Origin of the sequence: Marinimicrobium koreense (genome assembly GCF_003762925.1) — a bacterium.
GTDB lineage: Bacteria > Pseudomonadota > Gammaproteobacteria > Pseudomonadales > Cellvibrionaceae > Marinimicrobium > Marinimicrobium koreense.
In genome coordinates this window covers 451662-477142 of the sequence record NZ_RJUK01000001.1, presented here as the reverse complement: position 1 = coordinate 477142, position 25481 = coordinate 451662, and the positions used below count along the sequence as shown (strand labels likewise).

The 25481-nt window shown below is 55.3% G+C and carries 19 protein-coding genes and 1 tRNA gene; 5 read left to right on the top strand and 15 right to left on the bottom strand.

Features of this window, described 5'->3' with window-relative positions; all coding sequences use genetic code 11:
- Positions 1-119: 119 nt before the first annotated feature.
- From EDC38_RS02050 to trmJ, 3 genes are all read right to left on the bottom strand, one after another.
- On the bottom strand, positions 120-1304 hold the full coding sequence (locus tag EDC38_RS02050) for an IscS subfamily cysteine desulfurase (RefSeq protein WP_123637118.1): 1185 nt from the start codon (positions 1302-1304) through the stop codon (positions 120-122).
- Between the two features lie 42 nt (positions 1305-1346).
- A complete protein-coding gene (gene iscR / locus EDC38_RS02045; protein ID WP_123637117.1) occupies positions 1347-1823 on the bottom strand; it encodes a Fe-S cluster assembly transcriptional regulator IscR in 477 nt (158 codons plus the stop codon).
- Positions 1824-1909: 86 nt separating this feature from the next.
- A complete protein-coding gene (gene trmJ / locus EDC38_RS02040) occupies positions 1910-2719 on the bottom strand; it encodes a tRNA (cytosine(32)/uridine(32)-2'-O)-methyltransferase TrmJ (protein WP_123637116.1) in 810 nt (269 codons plus the stop codon).
- A 227-nt stretch (positions 2720-2946) separates the two neighbouring features.
- On the opposite strand from trmJ, the gene EDC38_RS02035 reads away from it, so the two are divergent.
- Entirely contained in the window at positions 2947-3747 is an 801-nt protein-coding gene (locus EDC38_RS02035) for an inositol monophosphatase family protein (RefSeq protein ID WP_024459848.1), read from the top strand.
- Between the two features lie 127 nt (positions 3748-3874).
- On the opposite strand, the gene EDC38_RS02030 is transcribed toward EDC38_RS02035, so the two are convergent.
- The 5 genes from EDC38_RS02030 to queA form a co-directional block, all read right to left on the bottom strand.
- The gene (locus tag EDC38_RS02030) at positions 3875-5887 is read right to left on the bottom strand and encodes a PAS domain-containing hybrid sensor histidine kinase/response regulator (RefSeq protein ID WP_123637115.1); all 2013 of its coding nucleotides are present in this window, start codon (positions 5885-5887) and stop codon (positions 3875-3877) included.
- A gap of 70 nt (positions 5888-5957) precedes the next feature.
- Positions 5958-7121: a protein translocase subunit SecF gene (gene secF, locus EDC38_RS02025; RefSeq protein ID WP_123637114.1), complete on the bottom strand. Its 1164-nt coding sequence runs from the start codon at positions 7119-7121 to the stop codon at positions 5958-5960.
- A gap of 12 nt (positions 7122-7133) precedes the next feature.
- On the bottom strand, positions 7134-9011 hold the full coding sequence (gene secD / locus EDC38_RS02020) for a protein translocase subunit SecD (protein ID WP_123637113.1): 1878 nt from the start codon (positions 9009-9011) through the stop codon (positions 7134-7136).
- 125 nt (positions 9012-9136) lie between these two features.
- The gene (gene tgt / locus EDC38_RS02015) at positions 9137-10255 is read right to left on the bottom strand and encodes a tRNA guanosine(34) transglycosylase Tgt (RefSeq protein WP_123638825.1); all 1119 of its coding nucleotides are present in this window, start codon (positions 10253-10255) and stop codon (positions 9137-9139) included.
- A gap of 15 nt (positions 10256-10270) precedes the next feature.
- Positions 10271-11350: a tRNA preQ1(34) S-adenosylmethionine ribosyltransferase-isomerase QueA gene (gene queA / locus EDC38_RS02010; RefSeq protein ID WP_123637112.1), complete on the bottom strand. Its 1080-nt coding sequence runs from the start codon at positions 11348-11350 to the stop codon at positions 10271-10273.
- A gap of 416 nt (positions 11351-11766) precedes the next feature.
- On the opposite strand from queA, the gene EDC38_RS02005 reads away from it, so the two are divergent.
- From EDC38_RS02005 to EDC38_RS01990, 4 genes are all read left to right on the top strand, one after another.
- Positions 11767-11853 (top strand) — tRNA-Leu (locus tag EDC38_RS02005).
- Between the two features lie 947 nt (positions 11854-12800).
- Positions 12801-14093 (top strand): SIR2 family protein, encoded by a 1293-nt coding sequence (locus tag EDC38_RS02000; RefSeq protein ID WP_123637111.1) that lies wholly within the window; start codon positions 12801-12803, stop codon positions 14091-14093.
- Between the two features lies 1 nt (position 14094).
- The gene (locus EDC38_RS01995) at positions 14095-15834 is read left to right on the top strand and encodes an ATP-binding protein (RefSeq protein ID WP_123637110.1); all 1740 of its coding nucleotides are present in this window, start codon (positions 14095-14097) and stop codon (positions 15832-15834) included.
- 354 nt (positions 15835-16188) lie between these two features.
- Positions 16189-17193 carry a hypothetical protein gene (locus EDC38_RS01990; protein ID WP_211331027.1) on the top strand — a complete coding sequence of 335 codons (1005 nt, stop codon included), beginning with the start codon at positions 16189-16191 and terminating at the stop codon, positions 17191-17193.
- A gap of 80 nt (positions 17194-17273) precedes the next feature.
- Here EDC38_RS01990 and EDC38_RS01985 read toward each other — a convergent pair whose 3' ends face one another.
- From EDC38_RS01985 to EDC38_RS01955, 7 genes are all read right to left on the bottom strand, one after another.
- Positions 17274-18779, bottom strand: coding sequence for a rolling circle replication-associated protein (locus EDC38_RS01985; protein ID WP_123637109.1), 1506 nt, complete (start codon positions 18777-18779; stop codon positions 17274-17276).
- A gap of 438 nt (positions 18780-19217) precedes the next feature.
- Positions 19218-19415, bottom strand: a complete 198-nt coding sequence (locus EDC38_RS01980; protein WP_211331026.1) for a helix-turn-helix transcriptional regulator — start codon at positions 19413-19415, stop codon at positions 19218-19220.
- Between the two features lie 111 nt (positions 19416-19526).
- Positions 19527-20339 carry a hypothetical protein gene (locus tag EDC38_RS01975; RefSeq protein ID WP_123637108.1) on the bottom strand — a complete coding sequence of 271 codons (813 nt, stop codon included), beginning with the start codon at positions 20337-20339 and terminating at the stop codon, positions 19527-19529.
- A complete protein-coding gene (locus EDC38_RS01970; RefSeq protein WP_123637107.1) occupies positions 20336-21532 on the bottom strand; it encodes a tyrosine-type recombinase/integrase in 1197 nt (398 codons plus the stop codon). Before EDC38_RS01970 ends, EDC38_RS01975 begins: the two co-directional genes overlap by 4 nt.
- 458 nt (positions 21533-21990) lie before the next feature.
- Positions 21991-22941, bottom strand: a complete 951-nt coding sequence (locus EDC38_RS01965) for a DUF2931 family protein (protein ID WP_246004316.1) — start codon at positions 22939-22941, stop codon at positions 21991-21993.
- A gap of 61 nt (positions 22942-23002) precedes the next feature.
- Positions 23003-24325, bottom strand: a complete 1323-nt coding sequence (locus EDC38_RS01960) for a phospholipase effector Tle1 domain-containing protein (protein ID WP_123637105.1) — start codon at positions 24323-24325, stop codon at positions 23003-23005.
- A complete protein-coding gene (locus tag EDC38_RS01955) occupies positions 24322-25422 on the bottom strand; it encodes a hypothetical protein (RefSeq protein WP_123637104.1) in 1101 nt (366 codons plus the stop codon). Before EDC38_RS01955 ends, EDC38_RS01960 begins: the two co-directional genes overlap by 4 nt.
- Positions 25423-25481 lie beyond the last annotated feature (59 nt).

Genomic DNA, 25481 nt, shown 5'->3' with positions numbered 1-25481 from the left:
TCCCTTGCGTTAAGTCGGATTACGCTTTGCTAATCCAACCTACTTGTTTTGTTCGGTGCTGGTGTTCACCCTCTCGTAGGTCGGATTAGGCCGCAGGCCGTAATCCGACGTCCGCCTATTTAGGCGCTGGCCTTACGTTGCAGCTTTGGCACCACGTCGCGAATGTGCTGGATCGCGAACTGCACCTCGTCCTCGGTGGTCAGGCGCCCCAGACTTATACGCAAAGAGGCCTGGGCCAGATCGTTACTCAGGCCAATCGCCTTGAGCACATAGCTCGGCTCCAGACTCGCCGAGGTACAGGCCGAGCCGGTCGCCACCGCGAGTTGGCGCAGCGACAGCAGTAGCATTTCACCATCGCAACCACCGAACGCAATATTCAGATGACCGCAGGCCGTGTGAGCCAGGTCCGTGTTCAACTGGATGCCCGGCAGATCGGCAATGCCCTGCCACAACTCATCCCGCAAGGCGGCAATACGCGGCGGATCTTCCGCCAGGCGATCAGCGGCCAACTGGGCCGCCGCCCCCATGCCCACACACTGATGGGTGGGCAAGGTGCCGGAGCGCATGCCCCGCTCGTGACCACCGCCGTGAATCTGGGCGCTGATTTTCACCCCCGGATCACGACGAACATACAAAGCACCAATGCCTTTCGGGCCGTACATTTTGTGCGCCGAGAGGGACATCAGGTCCACGTTCTGTTCCGCCACATTCAACGCCAGCCGCCCGCCACTCTGGGCTGCATCAACGTGAAACAGGATGTCCTGTTCCCGGCAGATGGCGCCGATCCCGGCAATGTCGTTGACGCTGCCAAGCTCATTGTTCACATGCATCACGCTGACCAGAAACGTATCGTCCCGCAGCGCGGCGCGTACCACTTCCGCCTCAATCCGTCCGCTGGCATTAGGGGTCAGATAGGTGACCTCAACGCCCTGCTCCGCCAACCAGTGAGCAGGATCAAGCACCGCCTTGTGTTCAATCGCGGAGACAATCAGGTGGCCTGCGGGCAACCCTGCCCGGCGGCGCGCTTCCCAGACGCCTTTGAGCGCCAGGTTATCCGCCTCGGTAGCGCCACTGGTCCAGACAATTTCGCGGTTATCCGCGCCGATCAGGTCCGCCACCTGTTGACGGGCATTCTCCACCGCTTCTTCCGCCTGCCATCCATACAGATGGGAGCGCGAGGCCGGGTTGGCAAAATTGCCCTCCCGCGTCAGGCAGGCCGCCATCTGCTCGGCCACCGCCGGGTCGACCGGCGTGGTGGCGGCATAGTCCAGATAAATGGGCTGACGTGGAGCGCTCAACGTCATCGATTACTCAAACCTCGTTGCTAGACGGTACCGGAACGGCGTCTACAGCTGGCTGCACAGAATCTGCTCAGCCGAGAGCTGCTGTTGGTGGTCCTGACGGGCCCGAACCGCTTGAATGTCGCGCCGTTCGACCAGATCCGCCAGGCTGATATCACTTAAAAACTGATGAATTTGGGCACTGAGATCTTCCCAGAGGTGGTGCGTCAGGCATACTTTGCCGTTCTGGCAGTCCCCTTTGCCCTCACAGCGGGTGGCATCGAGGGACTCACTGACCGCATCCACCACTTGTGCCACCGAGATGGCTTCAAGGCGCTCCGCCAGGCGGTAACCGCCGCCGGGGCCGCGAACACTGCTCACCAGCTTCTGCCGACGCAGCTTGGCAAACAGCTGTTCCAGATAGGACAGGGATATACCCTGGCGATTGGAGATATCCGCAAGGCTCACTGGCCCCTGCTCACTGTGCAGGGCCAGGTCCAGCATCGCGGTGACCGCGTATCGACCTTTGGTAGTCAGTCTCATGCCCGGATTGTCGCCTCTAGCCTTGGTGGAGAGTGGATACCGAGCTGTCGGAAACCCACCCGTCTATAACCAAGTATTTTACTCAACTATTCGCCATTATCCAAGGGCTTTTCGTTCTCCGGCGCCGCCTCAAGGGATTTCAGGCGTTTATCCGTGTGGTAAATGTAGTTTTGCGTGGCCGTCAGCACGCCGCGCAGAATGCTCAGCTCCATCTCATCCGGGCGGATGCGGTGGTACAGGCGGCGCAGCCGGGTCATGGTCTGGCGGGGGTTATCCGGGTTGAGGAAGTCCAGGGTTTCCAGCGTCTGCTGAAGGTGCTCGAAATACCGCTCTAAAGCCTCGCTTTTGGCGGGGGGCATATCCCATTCGGTTTTGCCCAACGGGCCGCCCTCTTGCTGCGAGAGGTGGGCCATACGCAGCTCGTAGCACAGCACCTGCACGGCGGTGGCCAGATTCAGGGAGCTGTATTCCGGGTTGGCGGGAATATGCACATGGTACTGGCACTTGTGCAGCTCCTCGTTGGTCAGCCCCCGGTCCTCGCGCCCGAACAGCAGTGCCACCTCGTGCTCGCCCGCCTCCTGCCAGCACCGCTCGCCGCACTGGCGTGGGTCCACCAGCGGCCAGGGAATCCGACGTTCGCGGGCGCTGGTGCCGACCACCAGGCCACAGCCCTCAATGGCCTCATCCAGCGTCTCCACCACCACGGCTTTATCCAGCACATCCAGTGCCCCGGCGGCCCGCCAGACGGCTTTTTCCGAGGGAAACTCCTTGGGCTCCACCAGATAGAGGCGGGACAGCCCCATATTCTTCATGGCCCGGGCGGCACCACCGATGTTGCCCGGATGAGAGGTATTCACCAGAACGATGCGGATATTGTCAAAAGGGTTGGCGGTCATAACGGTCTCTTGATCGATAGCGATTGCGTGGGCGCGGGGCCCCTAAAGGCCGCGCATTCTATCATGAACCACCCGGCCCGGGTTCACGGCGGCCCGCCCCGGCCAAGATGGGACAATTGCGCCATGGCGCTGGCGAGCCGGCGCGCTTGCCGTTATACTGTGCGGCCTTCGCGAGGCCCGCCCTCGCCCCGTTCTTTCCCATTTTTCACGAAAAGACTGATTGCCCTATGGAACCCATGTTGACGATGGCTTTGCGCGCGGCGCGCAAGGCGGCAGAACTGATTGAACGCGCCTACGAACGCCCGGACACCATCAAGGTTGAAAACAAAAGCCCCAACGACTTCGTCACCGAAGTGGATCGGGGAGCCGAACAGGCGATCATTCAGGTGTTGCGCAAGGCCTACCCGGACCACAGTTTCCGCGGTGAAGAAAGCGGGACCACCCAGGGCAAGAACCCGGACTATGTCTGGGTGATCGATCCGATCGACGGCACCACCAATTTCGTGCATGGCATGCCCCATTTTTCCGTCTCCATTGCCTGCTTTTACAAAGGACAGGTTGAGCACGCCGTGGTACTCGACCCCGTCAAGCGCGAGGAATTTACCGCCAGCCGCGGCCGCGGCGCGTCACTCAACGGCCGTCGTATCCGGGTATCCACCCGTCGCGGCCTGGAAGGTGCCCTGCTGGGTACCGGCATCCCGTTCGATGGCCCGGCCCTGGCCAAAATCCAGCCCTTCCTCGCCTGCATCAGTGAACTCGCAGGCCAGACCGCCGGCATTCGCCGCGCGGGCTCAGCGGCGCTCGATCTGGCCTATGTGGCCGCAGGACGCTATGACGCCTTCTGGGAAATGCATCTGAACGAGTGGGATTTCGCGGCGGGCGTGCTACTGGTGAAAGAGGCCGGCGGCTTGATCAGCGACTTCCGCGGCGGCACCTCGTATATGGATACCGGCCACATCGTGTGTGGTACACCGAAGGTGTTCAAGCCGGTGTTGCAGGTGGTGCAGAAGCATTTGGGACACGTTTGAGTTAGAAAGCTGGTGGACGCGGTTGGGAGTGGTAACGGCGGATGCGCGCTTTGCGCTTATCCGCCCTACACAACCGGCCGTAGGGCGGATAAGCGCGCAGCGCGCATCCGCCGTCACCTAACGTTACCTAAGCCAAGAGCTTCTTGAGCGTCCGAACCAGGTGATTGATTTCCACCGGCTTGGTCAGGTAATCAAAAAACCCCGCCTTGCGGCCCCGCTCCACATCGTAGGCCATGGCGTTGGCCGACAGCCCCACCACCGGAATATCCGCGGTCACGGGGTCACGCTTTAACACCGACAACGCCTCGTAGCCATCCATCCCCGGCAGATTGATATCCAGAATGATCACGTCCGGCCGCTCACTGCGAGCCTTGTAAATCCCGAGGAACGCCTCTTCGGCCACTTCCAGCGTCAACATCGGGTAGCGACTCAGGATCTGTTGCATCAGGCGGATATTGGACGGGTTGTCCTCCACGTACAGAATGGTCCGAGGCTCTTCAAGCACCAACGCTTCCGGCTCCTCATCCGCCGTCGGGTCATGCTCCCGGCGGTTGACCACCAGATCCTGATTCCACTCCGTGGACAGAGGCAGATCCATCCAGAACTCGGTACCCACCCCCTCGGTGCTCTCGAAAGACAGCTTACCGCCCATCATTTCGACCAACTGCTTGGTAATCACCAGCCCGACACCAGACCCTTCGACTTTTGAGTACTCCGCGTTCAGGCGATTGAAGGGCTGAAACACTTCGTGCTGACGGCTGGCCGGTATACCCTGGCCGGTATCGCGAACCGTGATACGAAGGCGGTTATCGTCCCGCTCCGACAAACTGACTGCCACTTCACCACCGACCTGATTGTATTTCACCGCATTGCTGACCAGATTGAGCAACGCCTGCTTCAGGCGGGTGTTGTCGGCCACCACGTAGGTGCTCTCCAGCCGTTTGAGATCCGCACTGAGCTTGATGCCACCGGCATCGGCCTGAGGTTGTATCAACGTAAAGCACTCGGCCACCACCCGGGACACCAACACCGGCTCCAGAGAGAAGGTCATCCGGCCGGACTCGATCTTGGCCAGATCCAACACATCATTGATCAGTTGCAGCAGATGCTCGCCCGCCTTGCGGATTTCCCGGGCGTTATCCATCTGACTGTCGGTGAGGTTGTCGTCATACTGAAACAGCTGCGCATACCCCAGAATGGCATTGAGCGGCGTGCGCAGCTCGTGACTCATGCTGGAGAGGAAGTCGGACTTGGCCTGATTGGCTTTTTCCGCCGCGTCTTTGGCCTGTACCACCCGCTCTTCGGCGCGCTTGATATCGGTGATATCCATGTTGGTGCCGGACATACGCACCGGATTGCCCTCGATGTCAAAGCTGGCGCGCCCCCGGGCACGAATCCAGCGGATATCTCCGTCTTTGCCGAAAATCCGGTACTCGATATCAAACGGTGCCCGCCCGGCCATGTGATCCGCCAGGGTCTGGTCAAACTTGGGGAGGTCTTGCGGGTGAATATGAGAGCGCCATACCGACAGGCGGTTCTGCCCCCGGATCACCACATCGTCTTTCTCGTCGTAGCCTGCGTGCTCCCAGCAACGATTGGAAAAGTGGAAACCCTTGCGGTCTGCGTACCACTCCCAGATACCGTCATTGGACGCCTGGATGATGCGAGCCTGACGCGCCTCACTTTCACGCAGGGCCGCTTCGACATTCTTCAGCTCGGTGATATCGAAGTTGACCCCGGAGATGTACATGACCCGGCCGTACTTGTCGCGAATGGAGTTCGCTCGGGCCTGGGTCCAGACGTAGTTGCCTCGTTTGGTGAGGATCCGGTAGGCGGTGTTGAGAGGTTCGCCGCTGCGCAGGTGTTCGCGCACGGCTTCGAGCATGTGGTCCCGATCGTCGGGGTGGATGTAATCCGGCAGCGCTGTGGCGTCGCTGATGCGGATTTTATCTTCGTCATTGAACCCCAGCGATTCCCAGAAACCGCCGGACCAGTCAATGCGGTTGGAGGTGAGGTCCCACTCCCAGAAGCCGTAGCCGCTACCGTTGAAAATCCGGCGATAGCGTGCCACCAGGTCGCGCAGCTCGTCGCTGTTTGCCTGGCTCAATTCTTCATCGCTGATGGTGATGCCTTTCGACATAAGCTCTGCTCATCGATCGGGCGGATACCCTCACCACTGGTATCCGCACTTTTTCAGCGGTTCACGAGGCTCAGGGAGCCAACTCTTCCTGCTCCTCGCCCTCTTTCGGCGGTGGCATGAGGTCTTCTTTGGTCAGGTGCATTGCCGACAGAATGTTGGCCGAGACATAAACCGAAGAGTAGGTACCGACCAGCACGCCGACAATCAGCGCAAATGCAAAGCCACTGATCAACTCGCCACCGAAGAAGTACAACACCAGCAACACCAACAAGGTGGTCAAGGAGGTCAGCAGTGTCCGCTCCAGCGTCTGGGTCAAGGAGGTATTGATCACCTCGTTGGTGGTGCCGCGACGCATTTTGCGGAAGTTTTCCCGCACCCGGTCAAACACAACGATGGTATCGTTCAGTGAATAACCGATCACCGCCAGCACTGCTGCCAGCACCGTAAGATCGAAATCCAGGCGCAGGACCGAGAATACACCCAGAACAATAATCACATCGTGAACCAGGGCCAGAACCGCGCCGATGGAAAATTTGTACTGGAAGCGGATCGCCACGTAGATCATCACCACGGCCAAAGCGAACAACATGCCCAGCCCGCCCTGGTCGCGCAGCTCTTCACCCACCTGCGGGCCGACAAACTCGCTGCGCCGCAGATTGATGCTCGCTCCGGTCGCCTCTTCCAGGGCGTCAATCAGAAATTGGGAATAGACATTGTCCAGAGCGTTTTCAACGGCAACGGTGACGGCCTCACCCTCAGTCGCGATCTGTGTGCGACCGTAGTAACGCGGGTCAAACAGGTCCGCCGAGCGCAGCGCTGACTCACTGACGCCATTGAACACCAGCACTTCGGAGAACTGGGTCTGGTCGCTGGCGGCGTTGCGCACATCGGCAATGGTCGCACTGTCGGACAGGGACGCAAGCCCCTCTTCCAACTGCTCCAGTACACCGTCACTCAGAGCATCCTGGGTGCGGATCAGAACTTCCGAGTCCGAGCCGAACAGAATCGCCACGGGGTTCTCAAGGCCCTGCTCGCCCAGCACCGAGCGGATGGTGGACAGATCCGCCGGGCGATCGAAGCCCAGCTCGACCTGGGAACCGCCGGTAAAGTCCAACCCAAACTCCAGACCACGCGTCGCCAGAGATACGATGGAAGCCAGCAGCAACACGATGGAAATGGTGGCGCAGGTTTTGCGCCAGCCCATAAAATTAATCACTTTTGATTCCGGTAGCATAGTGGCGCTCTCTTAGATCCAGATCTTCTTCAGGTTGCGACGGCGGCCGTACACCAGGTTGGCCAGCGCCCGAGTGCCCATGATCGCGGTAAACATGGAAGTCAGAATACCGATGGACAGGGTGACCGCAAAACCCTGTACCGGACCGGTGCCAATAGCGTACAGAATGACCGCCACCAGCAAGGTGGTGATATTGGCATCCAGAATACTGACGAAGGCCCGCTCATAACCGCTGTAAATGGCGGACTGGGGCGAAGCGCCCTCTTTCAGCTCTTCCCGAATCCGGGAGAAAATCAGGACGTTGGCGTCCACCGCCATACCCACGGTCAGCACGATACCGGCAATACCCGGCAGCGTCAGAGTGGCGCCCAGCAGGGACATGACCGCCACCAGCAGAAGGATGTTGGCCCCCAAGGCCAGGTTGGCAAAAATGCCGAACACCCGGTAGTAAATCAGCATAAAGACCAGCACCAGCGCCAACCCGAGCACCACCGAGTTCAAACCGGTCTGAATGTTTTCCGCCCCGAGAGATGGCCCGATGGTGCGCTCTTCGACGAAGTACATGGGCGCCGCCAGGGCACCGGCGCGCAGCAACAGCGCCAGCTCAGAGGCTTCCGCCGGTGACTCAAGACCGGTAATCCGGAACTGCTTGCCCAGCGCACTCTGAATGGTGGCCAGACTGATGATTTCCCGCTCGACGTAGTTCTCCCGCACTTCCACCTGCTCACCGGCTTCGTTGGTCTCAAACTCGGTGCGGGTTTTGTGCTCGATAAACAGCACACCCATGCGCCGGCCGACATTATCCCGGGTCGCGCGGTGCATTTTGGTACCGCCCAGGCCGTCCAGGGTAATGTTCACCTGGGGCATATTGGTTTCTGCATCGAAGCTGCTGGTGGCGTTGGCCACATGGTCACCGGTCAGAATGATCTGACGCTCCAGCTCGGCACCGCCAAAGCGTTGCTTGTCGGCTTCACTGCGGTAAGGGAACTCTTCTTTCATGGATACCAGCGTGTCCGGGCCGGCCTCCAGGCGGAATTCCAGGTTGGCGGTTTTGCCGATCACCCGCTTGGCTTCGGCGGTGTCCTGTACCCCCGGAAGCTGCACGATAATCCGGTTGCCGCCCTGACGCTGCACGACCGGCTCGGACACACCCAACTCATTCACCCGGTTGCGCAGGGTCACCAGGTTCTGGCCGAGGGCGTAGTCTTCAATTTCAGAAATCGCCGTTTCGCTCAACTGCGCGGTAAAGCGGAAGTCCTCTTCCCCGGCATCTTCGGTCTGGAATACCAGCGTGTCGTATTCATCTTCCATCAGCGCGAGCGCCTGGTCCCGCAGCTCGGCCGAACGGAAGCGCGCCAGAATGCTCTGGTCGTCTTCAACCTCCAGCGCGTTGTAGCGGATACGCTCTTCGCGCAGCGTGCCCTTCATTTCGTCGGCAGTGATTTCCTGACGGGTTTCAATGGCCGAGGCGGTATCGACTTCCAGCAGGAAGTGCACACCACCGGAGAGGTCCAGACCCAGGCGCATGGGGGCACCGCCCAGAGACACCAGCCAATCCGGTGTGGTCGGCGCCTGATTCAGAGCGACCACAAAATCACCACCCAGAGATTCCTGCAGGGTGCGGCGGGCGGTCATCTGCTCATCTTCACTGGCCAGGCGCACCAGAACGGCATTTTCGCCCAGCTCTACGCCGACATATTCAATGCCCTGTGACTGAAGTTGCCGTTCTACCTGCTCCACCGTGGAAGCATCCATGGTGGTCGCCCCGGATTGACCGGAAATCTGTACGGCGGGGTCGGGCGCATAGAGGTTGGGCAGCGCGTAAATGAATCCCAGGGTAACAACCCCCAGAATCAAGAGGTATTTCCAGAGCGGGTAGCGGTTATGCATAAACGGTTCCGTGGCTTATTCGACGGTATCGGATACGGATGAAGGCCCGGATTATACCGATTTCCCCCAAGACAACAATGAAAGTAGGGTAATGAACGGGGCGCAGCCGCACCCCGCCCGGTGATTTATGGCGTCAGCGGCGGCACGTCCTTACCGAGGGCCCGATAGAAGTCGGCCACGAAAGCCTCCAACTCGCCGGCGGCAATGGCCTCCCTCAGCCCGGCCATCACCAGCTGGTAGTAGCGCAGGTTGTGGATGGTCTGCAGCTGAGCGCCGAGGATCTCGCCGCACTTGTCCAGGTGATGCAAGTAGGCGCGGCTGAAGTTCTGGCAGGTGTAGCAGTCACACTTCGGGTCGAGGGAGCCGGTGTCGTGGCGATGCTTGGCATTGCGAATCTTGATCACCCCCTCATGGGTGAACAGGTGGCCATTGCGGGCGTTGCGGGTGGGCATCACGCAGTCGAACATATCCACGCCTCGGCGCACACCCTCCACCAGGTCCTCCGGCTTGCCCACGCCCATCAGATAGCGGGGCTTGTCTTTGGGCATATGGGGCGTCAGGGCCGACAGTACGCGCACCATATCTTCTTTGGGCTCGCCCACCGACAGGCCGCCGATGGCGTAGCCGTCAAAGCCGATCTCCTCCAGGCCCGCCAGCGATTCCCGGCGCAGGGACTCATACATGCCCCCCTGCACAATGCCGAACAGCGCGGACGGATTGTCACCGTGGGCATCCTTGGAGCGCTTGGCCCAACGCAGGGACAGCTCCATGGACTTGCGCGCCTCATCCTCCGTGGCCGGGTACGGGGTGCACTCATCGAAGATCATCACAATGTCCGACCCCAGATCCCGCTGGACCTGCATGGCCTCCTCGGGGCCGAGAAATACCGGGCTGCCATCAATGGGCGAGCGGAACGACACGCCCTCTTCGGTGATTTTGCGGATATCCCCCAGGCTGAACACCTGAAAGCCACCGGAGTCGGTCAGAATCGGGCCGGACCACTGCATAAAGTCGTGCAGATCGCCGTGGGCCTTGACCACCTCGGTGCCCGGACGCAGCATCAGGTGAAAGGTGTTTCCCAGGATTATCTGAGCGCCAATGGCCTCAATATCCCGAGGCAACATGCCCTTGACCGTGCCGTAGGTGCCCACGGGCATAAAAGCCGGGGTTTCCACCACGCCCCGGGGGAACTTCAGGCGGCCGCGTCGGGCCAGGCCGTCTTCCCGGTCCAGTTCAAACTGCATAAAGGAAGACATCTTTTATCCCTCGGAAGGACTACCCGGGAGATCGCGCGGAGCGTCCGGGTTGCGGGTGATAAACATGGCATCGCCGTAACTGAAAAAGCGGTATTCCTGAGCCACGGCTTCTCGATAGGCGTCCATGATGTGTCGGTAACCCGCAAAGGCGGACACCAGCATCATCAACGTCGATTCGGGCAAGTGGAAATTGGTCAGCAACGCATCCACCGCCTTGAATTCAAAGCCGGGAGTAATGAAGATATCGGTCTCGCCCTGATAGGCGGCCATCCCCTGCCCCGATTCGGCACGAGCGGCGGCGGTTTCCAGGCAGCGCACGCTGGTGGTGCCCACGGCAATCACTCGACCGCCAGTCGCGCGGGTGGCGCGCACCTGCTCGGCCACCTGCTCATTCAGGTCCATGACCTCGCTGTGCATTTTATGCTCGGCAATATTATCCACCCGCACCGGCTGAAACGTGCCCGCACCCACATGCAGGGTGACAAAGGCCAGATTGACGCCTTTGGCCTGCAACTGGGCCAGCAGGTCATCATCAAAGTGCAGACCGGCGGTAGGCGCGGCGACAGCGCCGGCCTTGCGACCGTACACCGTCTGATAACGCTCCCGATCCAGTTCCTCATCTTCCCGGTCGATATAGGGCGGCAGCGGCATATGCCCCAGGCGCTCCAATACCGACAGCGCGGTTTCCTCCGGCGGGAAGTTCAGCTCGAACAGGTCGTCGCGCCGCCCGGTCACCGCCAGGCGGGTGCCGTCTTCCAGCACGATCAGACTACCAATCTTGGGGGACTTGCTCGCCCGGGTGTGGGCCAGCACCCGCGCATCGGTCAGCAGGCGCTCCACCAGAATCTCAACCTTGCCGCCGGTGTCTTTCATCCCGAACAGGCGGGCGGGAATCACCTTGGTATCGTTGAACACCATCAGATCCCCGGGGCGCACCTGCTCCAGCAGGTCCGGGAATTGACCGTGGGTCACCTTCCCGGTCGGGCCATCCAGCCCCAGCAAGCGACTCCCGCGTCGCTCGGCGGCCGGTTCACGGGCAATCAGGGATTCGGGCAGATCGTAGTAAAAATCCTGGCGGCGCATAAGACGTGTATTCAGGCAGGTTCAAAAGCCCGCAAGGGTACCGGAAAACCCCGAAAATGACCACCAGATCGCGGGGTTTTACGGCGGATGCGCCTTCGGCTTATTAATACCGCTGCGCTCGGCCCCTACGCGACCTGCAGTGCTATCCGTAGGGCGGATAAGCCGAAGGCGCATCCGCCGCAACCCAAAGCCCCACACCCACCACCACCAAAATCCTTGGTTGACGAACCCCCGCACACTGCTATAATCCCGCCCCGCAAAGCAGTAAACCTGTGCCAGAGTGGCGAAATTGGTAGATGCCGTGCAGGATGCACAAATGTCGCGAAGGGCAGGAGCCCGAGAGCGACCGCAGGGCCAGCGCAACGCGCTGGTAAAGACCTGAAACCCGCACTAAAGCACATAGCGGCTTATACAGTGCCAGAGTGGCGAAATTGGTAGACGCAGGGGATTCAAAATCCCCCGCCCGCGAGGGTGTGCCGGTTCGAGTCCGGCCTCTGGTACCACTTTAAAATCAACAAGTTACAGAGCTTCCACTTTCCCTCCTTCAAAGTGTTATTTTAAAAAGTAGACCCATAGTAGACGCCTGCCAAACTAGACGAAGTCACACTTCTGCTTCGCTCAACCCTTTCCCCTAAAATAGTTGTCCAAGCCCGGAAAGCAGCGCTCTATTGTTGTGTACTCACCCACACTGCGCCAAAAAACAACGTAAAGCACGTTCAATGCTTCGGCAATTTAGCGGTGCACGAAAATGGTCTAGCAACCAATCTGTGGAGTTTTAAAGCACAACCAACAAATCCCCTTTCTGACTACTGGATTTAACTTTCAAAGTTTTAGGATCTTGGAGTTATCTGGCGCGAATCTATTGATTTACAGGGCTGATATCGCGCATCCTTTACATCTTAGTGTTAATACCAGAAGGAGGGGAACGTGGGCTACCTTCGACCCAGCACCATAGCCAGCCACGCAGCCACACTAGTAGCTGTGCTCGTAGCTTTGCTAAGCAAGGATCAGCTGTCAACAGACGAACAGCTTTCTATAAAACTAATAGGCGGCGCCCTCCCGATCATGGTCCTCGGTTTTGTCCTTGCGCCCAACAGCCCCCTCAAAGACCCAACCGTAGAAAAATTTTATCTCTGGATACACCCCATATCACACTTAGCCGGGATCTTCGCCCTGGCATCCGTATTTCGAAGTATAAGCGTAGGAGCCGGCACTACATTTGTACTTGTGTCATTCGCTTGCTTAGGTGTTTTGATAGTGTGTCACAAACAAATTATGAAACGTCCAGCGGTGAAAGAGGCATACAAGCGAGCCGAGAAAAGTGGTCGAAACCAAGTTAGCCAGTAGCAAGCTTACACGCAACTCATTTGTGTATTTCATCAAACCTGATATCTAGTCAAATAGCTTTATGAACCACATTCTAATTGCAGCTTATAAATAAGGACAGAACATGACCGACCGAAACGCCACTCATAAGAAAGGACTTCTCGCTTACCTGAAACCAGGCATAACTAAATGGGCGCCTTTAGACGAGTCATCTTTGATTGACCTTTATGGCGAACCCCAAGAGAACGCCACCCATGGACAAGAGCCAGAGGAACAACTTAATCCCATCCAGAGGGAATGGCTGGCTGAAAGCAAACAGTACTTTAACGACATGCTTTCCTCTGCGTTACAGCTGCCAAATCTATTCTTTTTTGCAGGTAGCGGAACCTCTATGGGAGAGGTTTCTGGCCCCAGCATGTGGGACTTGTGGTGTAAATCCATGTGGGCAAACCCCGACGCAAAAAAAGGAGACTCCGATTACGGAAAATTGACACAACCCGCATCATCCGCCTGCAAAAAGGTCAATTACTCTGAGAGAGAAAACCCAAACATCGAACACTTTCTTTCTCAGTGCGACGCCTACCTACTATTTACCGAAGATGACTCTGTTAATAAATTTCTGATACACGTCAAGAGAATAATATTAGAGTCCTGCTCTGCGTTTATAGATAAGGAAGATAGCGATATTTCTGCTTATAGCGGCCTACTACAAAAGCTAGCTCGCCGCCGAGTTCGTGACCCCCGCCTAAAAGTGTTCACCACAAACTACGATATGTGCTTCGAGACTGCCGGGTCTGACTTAGGAATGATGCTAATTGACGGATTTTCTTACACAAGAAACCGTCGGTTTGATGGCCGCTACTTCAACTATGACGTAGTTCGCAGGGAAAGCGACTCCCATGAATTTGTAGAGGGAATCGTACAACTTTACAAGCTTCATGGATCAGTGAGCTGGGAACGCTCAGGAAGCGAAATATTTGAGCGCACCAATCCATCTCCAGAAAGAGCAGCACTGATATATCCAGCCAAGGGCAAATACCAGCAAGCATTTATTCAACCACACCTTGAACTGTTTTCTCGATTCATTGAAACTTTGCGAACGCCCAACAACTGTTTACTAATGTCTGGATATGGGTTCAACGATGACCACCTATCCGAACCAATTGTATCTGCCATTAAGTCAAACCCAAGCTTAAAGCTCATTATCGCCGACTATAATGCTGCCCTCCACATACAAAATTCAGGTAAAAACGGCTCAAGCTCATACTGGATAGAACTGGCAGAATTATCTTCTAACGGATATGACATTCACCTAGTTAACGCTTCATTCAGCGAGTTCGTCAAGTACATCCCAAATCTAAGAGCATTGAGCCCTGCTGAGCAATTAGCGAAAGCAGTGAAAAAGGCGGGCCGTTAGTATGGACTTAGAAGCTTTTTTTACAGACTCAGGCATATTGCATCATGAGCTAAAAATTGGTGTTGTTTCAACTGTTACGGCTCAGACGGTAAAGATAAATCTTGCTCATGCCGGTGATGTAAGTGGTAGCTACATCGAAGGTTCTAGATACGGCAGAGGTGAGGTGGGTGAGCTAGTGCTCATTGAGGGCCAGCAGGCGATAGTTCTTGGGAGGGTCGTAGAGGTCCGGCTTCCGGACCGAGACAGAACAGAGCTATCTCAAGATTTTCAAGGATCGGGCCAGCTTGACGCTATTGGATATGTACAACTACTTGGATCCATTAATATCGAACACTTGAAAATCCAGGCTGGAATCTCCGCGTATCCAAGACTTGGTGACCGCGTATTCTCCGCCACCTCAGGGCTATTGTCAGCATTACCGCAATTGATGAATGATGGAGTCAATTCTTCCAAGACTAAAGTTACCATTAACCTAGGAAAGATTTCCGGGGCGGATGGGAGCAGCATCCACGTTACACCCGAAAAGCTGTTTGGTAGGCATTGTGCGATTCTTGGATCAACCGGAGGGGGTAAGAGCTGGACAACAGCAAAAGTGATAGAAGAGTGCGCAAAATTCTCAGGCTCAAAGGTCATAGTCATTGATGCGACAGGTGAATACCGGTCACTGAGTAATACGTCTACGCTACACCATCATCTGGGAAATCCATTGCATAAAAACTTGAACTCCTCGGAGATTGCAATCCCTCCGACAGACTTTATCGAATCAGATTTCATTGCAATGTTTGACCCATCCGGAAAAGTTCAAGGCCCAAAGCTCAAGGAGGCTATCAAGAGCCTTCGCTTGGCTCGACTTTCCCCACACTTATTCCCTGACGGATTCATTCGGAAAATCGAACAAAGCAAGGCTTCGTACAGAAAAGCCTTGAACACGGGAAACAATTCAAAACTAGTCGACGACCCTGCAATGCCTTTTGATATAACCAAACTAACTCGGCAGATTGTAGAAGAGTGCTGCTGGGAATCTGATTTTAACAAAGAAGGATATTGGGGAAAAGCAAACAACGATCTTGGTTACTGTTCGTCCCTGCTCACCAGAATTCAAGCTGTAACGTACGCCACCTCAATGAAGTCTGTCTTTCAATTTGATGGACAAGTAAAAACACTTACGGAATCAATAGAAGCTTTTATTTCAGGCGACAACAGGACTTTCAGGCTATGTCTGAGTGATGTAAGTTATGAGTTCTATGCGAGAGAAATTCTAGCAAATGTTATAGGACGAAAACTTTTAAAACTTGCCAGAGAAGAACGATTTCGTGCCATGCCCTTATTGATCGTGGTAGACGAGGCGCACAACTTCCTTGGAAAACAAGTTGGGTCAGAGGATCACTCTACAAGACTTGATGCTTTCGAACTTATTGCAAAAGAAGGCAGAAAGTACGGCCTAAACATCTGCCTTACAACTCAACGCCCTAGAGATATTACGGAAGGCGTTCTCAGTCAAATGGGAACACTCCTTGTGCATCGATTAACCAATGATAGAGATCGAGAAGTGGTCGAACGAGCTTGCGGTGAAATTGACCGTTCGTCAGCGTCATTTTTGCCAAATTTAAAGCAAGGCGAGATCGCTGTAATTGGCGTAGACTTTCCCATACCAATGACCATTCAAATGGATAAGCCATTCACCCCACCTCTATCAGACGGACCCAACTTTCAAGAGCTTTGGAAAACTTACACACTGTAAAGCCACCATTCCATTGACCAGCCACCTGGACGCAGATTCCCAGGGGTCACGAAAAGACGTGAAAATGAGGAGCCACATTTGAACTCAAACATGACACTTACGTGCAAAGTTTGTGAACAAGACACGGATTGCCGCATAGGCTACTCCAACCGTCAAATACAACCTCTAAGCTTCGCCTGCCCACACTGCAGCTCGCTTATGGAAGTTATCTTAAACATTAAGAACGCGCCAGCTTCAGACTTTCGCTTCATATCATGTTATCCATCTAGAAAAGAGAGAGAAGGTCCGTTCGATGGGTCCAACCCATTTGTCGATCTACACTTAGATTTCCCAGTTCGCTTCGGGGATTATGTCATGGGCCACACCCCTTTCTTAGTGGCCATGGAGCGCTTGAACGATCCTTCTGATTCAGACCCCGATAAAACCCTACATAAACTTAATTTTCACAATCAAAGACTTGAACAACTAAACCACTTTCATGACCATTCTGACCAGATAAAGAAGATAATAGGTCTTTATATGGGAAAGAATAAGCAGCTTTTTAAAAAAAGAGTTGGCGAATTTCTAGCTGAAGATCAAGGAAATTCCGTTGAACCACAAGACCTAAACGCGTCTCTTTACCGATTTATCAGCTTCGTTTTTCTACCGTTTGTGCGCCACGGAGAGGTAAACCATATTGTCAATGGGTTTACAGGGCTAACAATAAAGTTACACAGTCCAGAGTTTAGCGACTTTATCGGAAAATTAATTTCTTCAGGGTTTTTAGGTGCTCTGCAATTAGACTGCTTGAAGATATACCCAGAAATCTATAAAACTGAGATGCCAATGCGGCCAGCATTGTATCTTGACTTAGTACCCAATTACGAAATAGAGAAAATTGCATCCCGTGTGTCAACGAGAGATTTTAGCTCTTACAAAGACCTATACAAAGATATTGCAGAGGTGTTCTCTCGACAGCTTGTCTTAGTAGCCGGAATTAACAACATTATTCATAGAGGAGATTGCAATTCATTCAAAGTTGTCGATGGCGGATCTTTAAGTTCGCTTCAAAATTTTTCAAAAAAAACACTATCTCAAAAGTTTAAGTATTTAGATGACTGTTGGTACCACTTTGAAGGTGAAATAGTTAATATCGAAGTTAGAAATGCAATCGCTCACAACAATGTTCAGTATGACGAGATCACTCAGGAAATCACCTATTACCCGAATGGCGGAGAATTAGAGCAAGCGCCCGGCCAAAAAATGTACTTTTTGGATTTCATGCGGTTGATACTTGTACTATTCAGGGAGATGCACAACCTTCACCATCTGATTAAATGCTTATTTAACTATGAATTCTTGTTTAGAAACAAAACGTAAGAACTTTATAAAGAATAGATAGTTTTTTTCAGCTAGAAATCTATTACCCTACTCTCTGCGGCGTTCCTCAAAAACTAGATCTAAGTAAACTCCAAGTATGCGTACTCCTCCCAAGCGCTACAAGCAGCGTCTTTAAATCGCTCCGCTTGCTCTACCATCCATGAGCAAACCTCATCGGTGACAGCATGACGCTGGCGCTTTAACTCTTGGAACTGACGCTTGCGGTGCTGATAGGCCTTCTCCAAGTTGCGCCAATAGTGACCATCTTTTGCTTCTGGTGTGTTCGCCGGCTCCCAAGCTAGCTCGCTAGGCAGTTCCGGCAGCCACTCTGGCGGTTTATTGGAGTCCCCTAGTGCCCAGCTTAGAAACGTTCGCTGGGCGCTCTCACCCTTTAGAATCACTTGGTACTTGTTGCACCGAATCGGCAACGAGCTGAGCTTGTCTCTCACTGCCTGAAGCCGTTTTCCGATTTGATAGCGAGTCGCTTTGGCAGTCTTCGGAGTTTCGTCCAGCCTCTTGTTTAACTGCTTTCGCTCTCGGTAATCCGCCCCATACTTCTGAGTAATGTGGTCATACACATCGGCAATGATCTGCCCCATGGCGTGAAGCTGCTTTTTCCCAACTGTCACCCAGTCGGGCGCTCTGGCGGGCTCGCTGATTCCATAGCGGTTGCCCCGCACCTTCCCCTGGCTGCCCTCCTGGCCTTTGGTCATGTAGCCCAAGGCTTTAGCCATGTAGGCTCCGGCGCAACGGCAGTCCTTGATTTTCTCCATGTGAAAATAGCCGTTCCCCCATATACCCTCGATCCGGGATGCCCAGTTTGTGAACTGAGCAAACGGAACCGCCCAGCCAAGCAACATGTGAATGTGCGGATTGTCTTCGCCCTGCTCATTTTTGGGCACTTCCACAACCCAGCAATAGGAAAGCCCCTCGGTGTGGCCCGGAACCCGCTCGCCCTTATCCGTCGTCCAGCCTCGCTGGTACATCTTCTGCATCGCGTCCATGCAGCGACTTAGCTCGCGCTGGATCGTGGTTTCGTTGGCAGCAATCCGCGCCCTGGCAGCTTCGTTGAAGGTTCCGGTTACAAAGGTCTTAAAGCCGCCCTTTTTCAAGCTCATATACTCGCAGCTCTCGGCAATCTTCTTAGCGCCTCTCTGGCTCAGCGTTTCGGTAATACGCTCGCCATCGACTTGGGGTGGCAGGTTGTTCGCAGTTTCCACCTGGGTCCTGATGCGCCATTCGTCGGACCACTCGCGGTATTGGATCACGGTGGCGCAGCCGGTTTGCCCTTTCGGTGTGATAACCGGCTTTGGTTCGACTTCCAGCGGTTGTAATGGCACTGAGGCGCAATGCCGGAGCTTTTCGCTTTCAAATAGGAACTGGTGCCGTGCAAATGCCCGCTCAAGCTGCCTTTCAGGTGTTGTCGGACTTTTGGGCGCCTTGACTAGCCTATGCGGCACTTCGTGCCGCGCCTCGCTTTGCGCTCGGGTCAGCTTCACCAACTGACCGATTACCACACCACCGCAAAAAGCCCGCACATTGGCGGGCTTCTCATTCGGGATATTGGGTAAAGGCTTAGATCTCATGGCAACCCCCCTTCCCCAGATGATGAGAGGTGGGCGTAATGCGGAGAGGCGGGAAAACGCTCACTCTCGGTCTAGATCGGTCCGCTCCCGGGTCAGTTAAGCGAACTGGTTCGCTTAGTCCAACCGAACTATTTCGGTTAGATATTGCTTTTAGGCGAACTTCCGTCGCTTGGGTAACCGAACTGGTTCGGTCAAAAGTTCGGTTACCCAACCGAACGACTTCGGTTAGCGTTCGGTTAATGTACCGGCTCCTGAACCGAAAACTTCGGTTAAGGTTCGGTCTAGCCTTCGCACCCCAAAGCCGTACCGCGCCTAGGTTCAGAACCGGTTTGAACCTAACTGCCCTCACCGGTTGAGAACCTAAAGGTTGTCTATTCGGTCTCTTTGAACCTATAGGTTGGCTTGAACCTATAGGTTGCCCTCTCGATTCCAGCCAGCTCATGCGGCATTCTCCGTGGTGGAGTGCCGCATCTGCCGGTTAATGTAGTCCTCCAGGTCCTCGCTGCGATAGCGAACCGAGCGAGTACCCAGCTTTATGAAGGGGATGCGAGCGCCCGCCCAGCGATCTCTTTCGAGAAAGGCTGCGCTAACACCCAGGTGCTGAGCTGCTTGCTTGGTGGTGAGTAGTTTAGCCATGATCTGTCTCCGTCTGTATGTTGGAGACAACTTTGAAGCTTGGCCAAACTGAAAGGAATTGGGCAAATAACTTCAAATATACTTGAAGTCACTTGAATTATATAAACGGCATCAGGCCTCGTATGGGGGTAAACGGTCCTGCCCTGGGAGGGTCCCCTTCTTGTACTGCCCCAACCAGTTCTCAACCTGCTGTTGAGGGTCTTCGCTGGTCATCATGCGTTTAAGCTGCTCATCCAGGTCGCCCAGGATTATTCGGGCCATTTTCCGTACTGATAGACCGCTGTCTTCTTTGCGCAACTCGTTAAACCGGTTCACGATCGCCAGCTTCACCTCGTGGTAGTTCTTGAGCTTTGTCTTACTGACGCCCTGGCCACGCTTTTGCTCCCTTTTGGCCGCGTCCAATTCAAAGCGCTCCCTTTCCAGAAACAGCCGGCAGAACCCAAGCGACTCCATGGCCTCCATTGGCAATTGCTCCAGGTGGCTCTGCACCAATCTCTCCTCAGAGGACTTCATTATCTGCTCAAACTCACCCAAATTTGGGTCATAGACCCCGGGTCGACGGCTGAACGTCACCAAATCAGCAACCGATGCCAGAGCCGCCACGGCAAAGACTTGGGACCAGAGGAAAGGCTCCCCACTCGGCCGCTCCGGCAATTCGACCTCCTCTGCGCTCACAAAGTGGCTCAACGGCGCGGTGTAATACAGCCCAGTCGATTCGGGTCGCCCCTTGGTAATATCACCTCCGTCCTTCAGACGAAGCTGCATGAGAATTTCCAAACCCGCATTCAGGTCAACTATGGTGAAGCCATCCGGCAATGCCGCTTTTGCCTCCTGGGCAATGTAGTGGCCGTCGTGGAACTCCTGCAGTGGCAACGCTTCCTCAAGGGGGTTTAGGTCCGAAAAGGCATCTGAGTAGCGAATCATGCTTCAATTTTCTCCCTTATAAAGTCCGTGATGCGCTGCATGGGGATACGAAGGCGCTCGGTGCTGGGCACGATATACCCTGCGGTAACGTCATTGGAATACTTGTGGTTTAGCAGCCGCTTTAAGGCGTAGGCGGGTATATCCAGGCTTTCCGCTATGGTGATGAAGGTTCGGCGCAGGTCGTGGAGCTTGAACTCAATACCGGAGTGCTCTGTCACCTTGGCCATGGCGGTCCTTGGCTCTTTTAGCGGTCCATCGGTGACCGGCGAAGGGAAGACCCAGACCTTCTCGGCAGCCTGGTAGCGCCTTTTCAGCAAGTCCTCCAAGAAATCTGACATGGGCAGCCGGTGCGGCTCTTTGTTCTTGGTTTCGGGAATGATGAACGTCCGCTCTTCAAAATCAACGTCCTCCCAGGTCATGCGGGTCGCCTCGGACCGTCGCAGTCCGGTCATAAGCAGAAAATGCAGGTAGTCCCGTGTGGTTTCCTGGTTCAGCAGCATGGTGGCCTCATACCAGGGTTTGAGCTGGGAGGGCGTCAGCAGGGTCTGACGGCGCTTTACGGTGTACCAGGAGCGATTGCGGCTGAGCCGGTTAACCGGGTTCAAGGTGATGATCGGTTGGCCGTTCTTGTCCTCATATTGCTCCATGGCGAAGTTGAACAGCGCTCGGAGCACTCTCATGGTGTTGTTCGCCCTGGCGTGACTGGTCGAGCCCAGCTTTTGATGCCGCTTCTCCACCATTTCCTTGGAAATCTCGGCGATGGGCCTGCTCAGCCAATCCCCAAGGGATACTTCAATACAGCGCTTGTAGTCGTGCAGAGTGTTAGGCTTGAGATCCCGCCGGGTTTGCAGGTATTCATCATAGACCTGCTTGAGAGTGACGCCCCGGGTCAGATACTCCCGCTTCTCCGCATTCGGGTCTTTGCCCATGGCAATATCGCCCAGCAGGCCTTGCGCCTTCCGCCGGGCCTGCTCGGCGGTCAATGGGCCGTGTTTGCCCAGGGTAATGCGTTTGGGCTTTCCCTGGACCCGAGCTTCTACCACATAGGTCTTTGTACCGGCGTTGGTGACTTTCAGACCAAAGCCGGTCAGCTCCGTATCCCGGTAGAAGACCTGGGTGGGTTTACCCTCCGGGGTGGGGTCCGGCGGAGTCACCGCATCGACGGTTCGTTTGCTGATTTTGAGCTGCGGCATTGCGTCTTCCCAGAGTCATTTGTGCCTGAAAGTAGACACATAGTAGACGCATTGTTTCAAATAACCGCGTATTTTGGCAAGATTGTTCAAAGAACAACCAACCAAATTTTTGTTAAGTCATTGTTTTTAAAGGAATTGCAAATAACAGCAAAAAACAACACAAATAATTCAAAATCCCCCGCCCGCGAGGGTGTGCCGGTTCGAGTCCGGCCTCTGGTACCACTTCTTTCTTGTGATCCGCCTCCAAGATACAGCTCAGCAAAGCCTGTAGGAACAGTCATCATCGTTGGGTTACGGCGGATGCGCTCCGATGCGTCGGACCGATCCGCCCTACTCAAGCCCCACTCCTATCCGCAACGCACTCGCCGTCCCCAACTCGCGTAGGGCGGATAAGCCGAAGGCGCATCCGCCGTAAGGTGTTTCGGGCAACGGTCCACGTCCGATGGCTCGATGTGGGGCTAATTGATCTCCTCCACGGTAAACTTCTCAAGGTCAATATGCTCATCTTCCTGACTTCTCACCCGGATGGCGGTTTCTGACCGGGGGATTCCGGGTGCGATATCCAGATAGAGGGGGTTATCGCTTTCAGCCATCTTTTCGAACACGCTCAACATCTCGTCCTCATCGAAATGGATGATGAAAAGATACTTGCCGCTGTGGAAACTCATGCGCTTGGGTAAGGGCCTGGGCTTGGCGGCGTCTTCCTCGGTGAGGGGGTAGCGTAAGTGATAGAGCTCGCCGTTGAGGTAATTGATCGTTCCCGGAGAATCCGGCCCCGCCATACGGAAGAACTCGGGCTGCCAATGGTAGTGGGTGCGCATTCGCTCCCATTTGTCGAAGGGTATGCCTTCGGTTTCGAGGCGTTTTCGCTGCTCTGGCGTGAGAAACTCCTCCAATGACTCCTCAAAGTACTCCTCTCTCGGCTCAGGATGGTCATTCATGAACGAGTCTTTCCAGTACTTCGCCCAGTCGTAATCGATGGGTTCAGCCTTCCCAAAAAATACTTCGGTGGTTTTGCCAATACCGACGAGCCATACTGCGACGTTGCCGCCAGGTGCCATGCCCACGGTTATTCGCCGATAGGTCAAATGACCGGCAGGTGTTTTATGGTCGCTGTACCCCTCGTTAAAACTCCGAACGATGGTTTCATAGGGGAGCTCAAACTCACCCCGGTAGAACTGATCTTCTAGGTAGGAGTAATAGGTAATTCTCAACCTATCCGGCAATGGCTTTTGATCCGGACCGGTCACGTGGGTAGATACGGGCATTCCCCAGCCGTGATAGACCGTTTTACCGTCAGGGATGTAAAGTCCATGATCTTCGCCCGGATATAGAAAAGTTCCGGAAATCACTTTCATTGGGTATTCATCTGGCGCTGACTCAGAAGCCAACCATTCCGCTTTGGTCATAGAATCCTCACAACCGAATAATAAGAGTAGTGCCGATAGCAAAGTGAATCGACGTCGGGTTTTAACCTTCATGGTATTTTCGCCTGCGTTGACCTTCGTGAAGTCTCGGAGACATCCCCACACTCGAATAGTGCGCGGAGAGGTGCAAGTATTGATGGCGGATCACATAGAGCAACGGGTCTTGCCTCTGCCAGTGTTCCGGCCGGGAGTCCGCCCCTGCTGAAACCACATAGGCCTTTATACGGGCCTGTAGCTGCCGAAGCTCCTCGGATTCCTTACTCAAGTCAATAAGCTTGGAAAATTCTTTCGAGTTCATGCTGACTCCCTCGCCCTGAATAAACTCCGCCATAAGTTCCAGCGGGATTTTGCTATAGCTGGTTTTTACCAGCTCCCGCTCAGCATGGATAACGTGGCTCAATGTATTGCGGGATGTGGGTAACCTCAGCTCCTCCGGGCGATACCAGCCTTGCGCCAGAAGCCAGTCCCGATCGCTGTGGCGATCCCGCTGATGCCCCCGATAGACGATCTGAGCCTCGGGACCAGAGCGGTAGCCTCCACCCACATCGCTATGGGCGCCGGGCAGACAAATGCGCTGCCCTTTTCCTCCGGCGCTATCAATAGTGGTCAGGGAGAAGTTACTCCGGTACTCCTCCGAAGCCTCTAGCTGGATAACGCGATTGGCCCTGCGAATCGAGTCCAGCTTTAGTGCCTTCACATCGTTATTGAACGACATCCCGTGGGAGGAAACAGTATCAAAGAGCCCGACCAGGTTGATCTCGATTTTATCGGCGGGAAATCCCTCAACCTCCAGCTGCTCGGATATTGGCTCACCGCCTGCGTCCATGAGCTTATGGATACAATAGCGGGCACTTGCAGCCCCACGACTAAAACCAAATAGATCAATGGTCAACTTTTTCAGAGTTGAATCTTCCCCGGAATTCTGAAACAGCTCTCGTATGTTTCCAACGGCAAGTCGAATCCCTTTTGTTACTTTAGCGTCTATCCCTGTAGAGCCCGTCCCCATCGCCAACCCCTTGCGATGGTCCGCCTCGCGATCTTCGGTGCCAGCACCTTCGACATACAATTTCCGGGCATAGTCGAAGCCATTTGGTGGCGTCCTGTCATCGACTTGCGCCTCCAACAGAGCAATATTGGACCTACCATTGTTATAGCTTTGGTAAGCTTTTAAATCCACCCACTGATCGGCCAACACCTGATACACCTCAGTATTCCTCTCTCGCTCCTCCACATTCGTGCGATTATTGGCCGTCCCATCAAAAAACAACAACAGCCGAACACTGAGCTTTTTCTTGCCCTCGTCATCCTCATCACCGCCACTATTGGGCGGCTGGGGCACAAACACGCCCTCTCCCACCTGTGTCATACCGCTTCTCCTTTGCTGATTTCCATTGCCCTGGGGCGTTTCTCTACAATCAATGCACCGCGCAGGCCGGCATCGGATGAGCTGTACACCAGATGGCTTTGCGCCCTGGTGTTTTTCAGCAGATCAAATGCCGCCAGCGCCAGCAGCGAGGGGGCCGTGGCGCTGCCCAGGTCGCCGTAATGCTCGGCGGGGTGCACCAGTTGGACGTCGTCGCCCAGCCGGTCCCCGCTACGGGTCATGGCCACGCCGTATTCCTTGGCCCAGTAACGTTCGCCGTTCATGCTGCTGTAAATACTGTGAATGGCCGGGCCGTTGTAGTCCGCCAGCGCCGCTTTGAACGCGGCGTCCAGCCCCTCGCCCCGATAGGGTTCGTCGCTGAACCAATGCCCGACTTCCCGCGCCAGGCCCGGCGGATGTACCACGATGATTTGCCCGTTCTCCTCCAGAGCCCTCGCCGGGTCTGCGGTCAGCACCAAAAACGCCGCGCCCTCCCCCGGCGCGTAGCCATCGTTTGGTCCCAAGGTCAGGAGCCGGTTCTGCTGTTCCGGTATGCGCAGGCGGGTGTAATTGTTGGGTGAGTCGCTGGCGCCAATGACCATGCCTTGCGGGTAAGTCTCCACCAGGTAATCATAGGCGAAGGCCACGGCTTCCAGACCCGCCGCGCGGCCCGTGTGCAGGCTTCGTAGCAGTTCCGGCGACAGCCAGTCATGGCCGGACAGGGCCAGGTTGGCTTTGAATTTATCCAGGGGAAGGCAGTCGGCACACAGCTCGGGCTCGTTCATGGCCAGAATCAACGGCGCCTGCTCGGGAAAAGCGCCCTGCTCCGCCAACTGACCCAAAGCGTGAAGCGCCATTTTGATCGCATGGTCTTGCGGTTCGCTGTGAAAGTCTCCCTCATCCAGCGCCCAGTCCGGGTGGTCAAACACTTCATCGGGCACCGGCGCCAACCGGATGGGGTTGCCGCTATCATCGACAAAGCGGGAGAGGGTGTAGCGGTTGATACCGGCACCGGCCGCCGCCGAAACCATGGAAACGGAGCCACCAATGGCGTTTACCATGCCCATGCCGGAAAGATAGAGTTGTGGCGCGTCGTCCATATACGCATCGTCCTTGGTCAGACATTGGAACCAGACCGAATTCTAATCAGCGAGCTGAG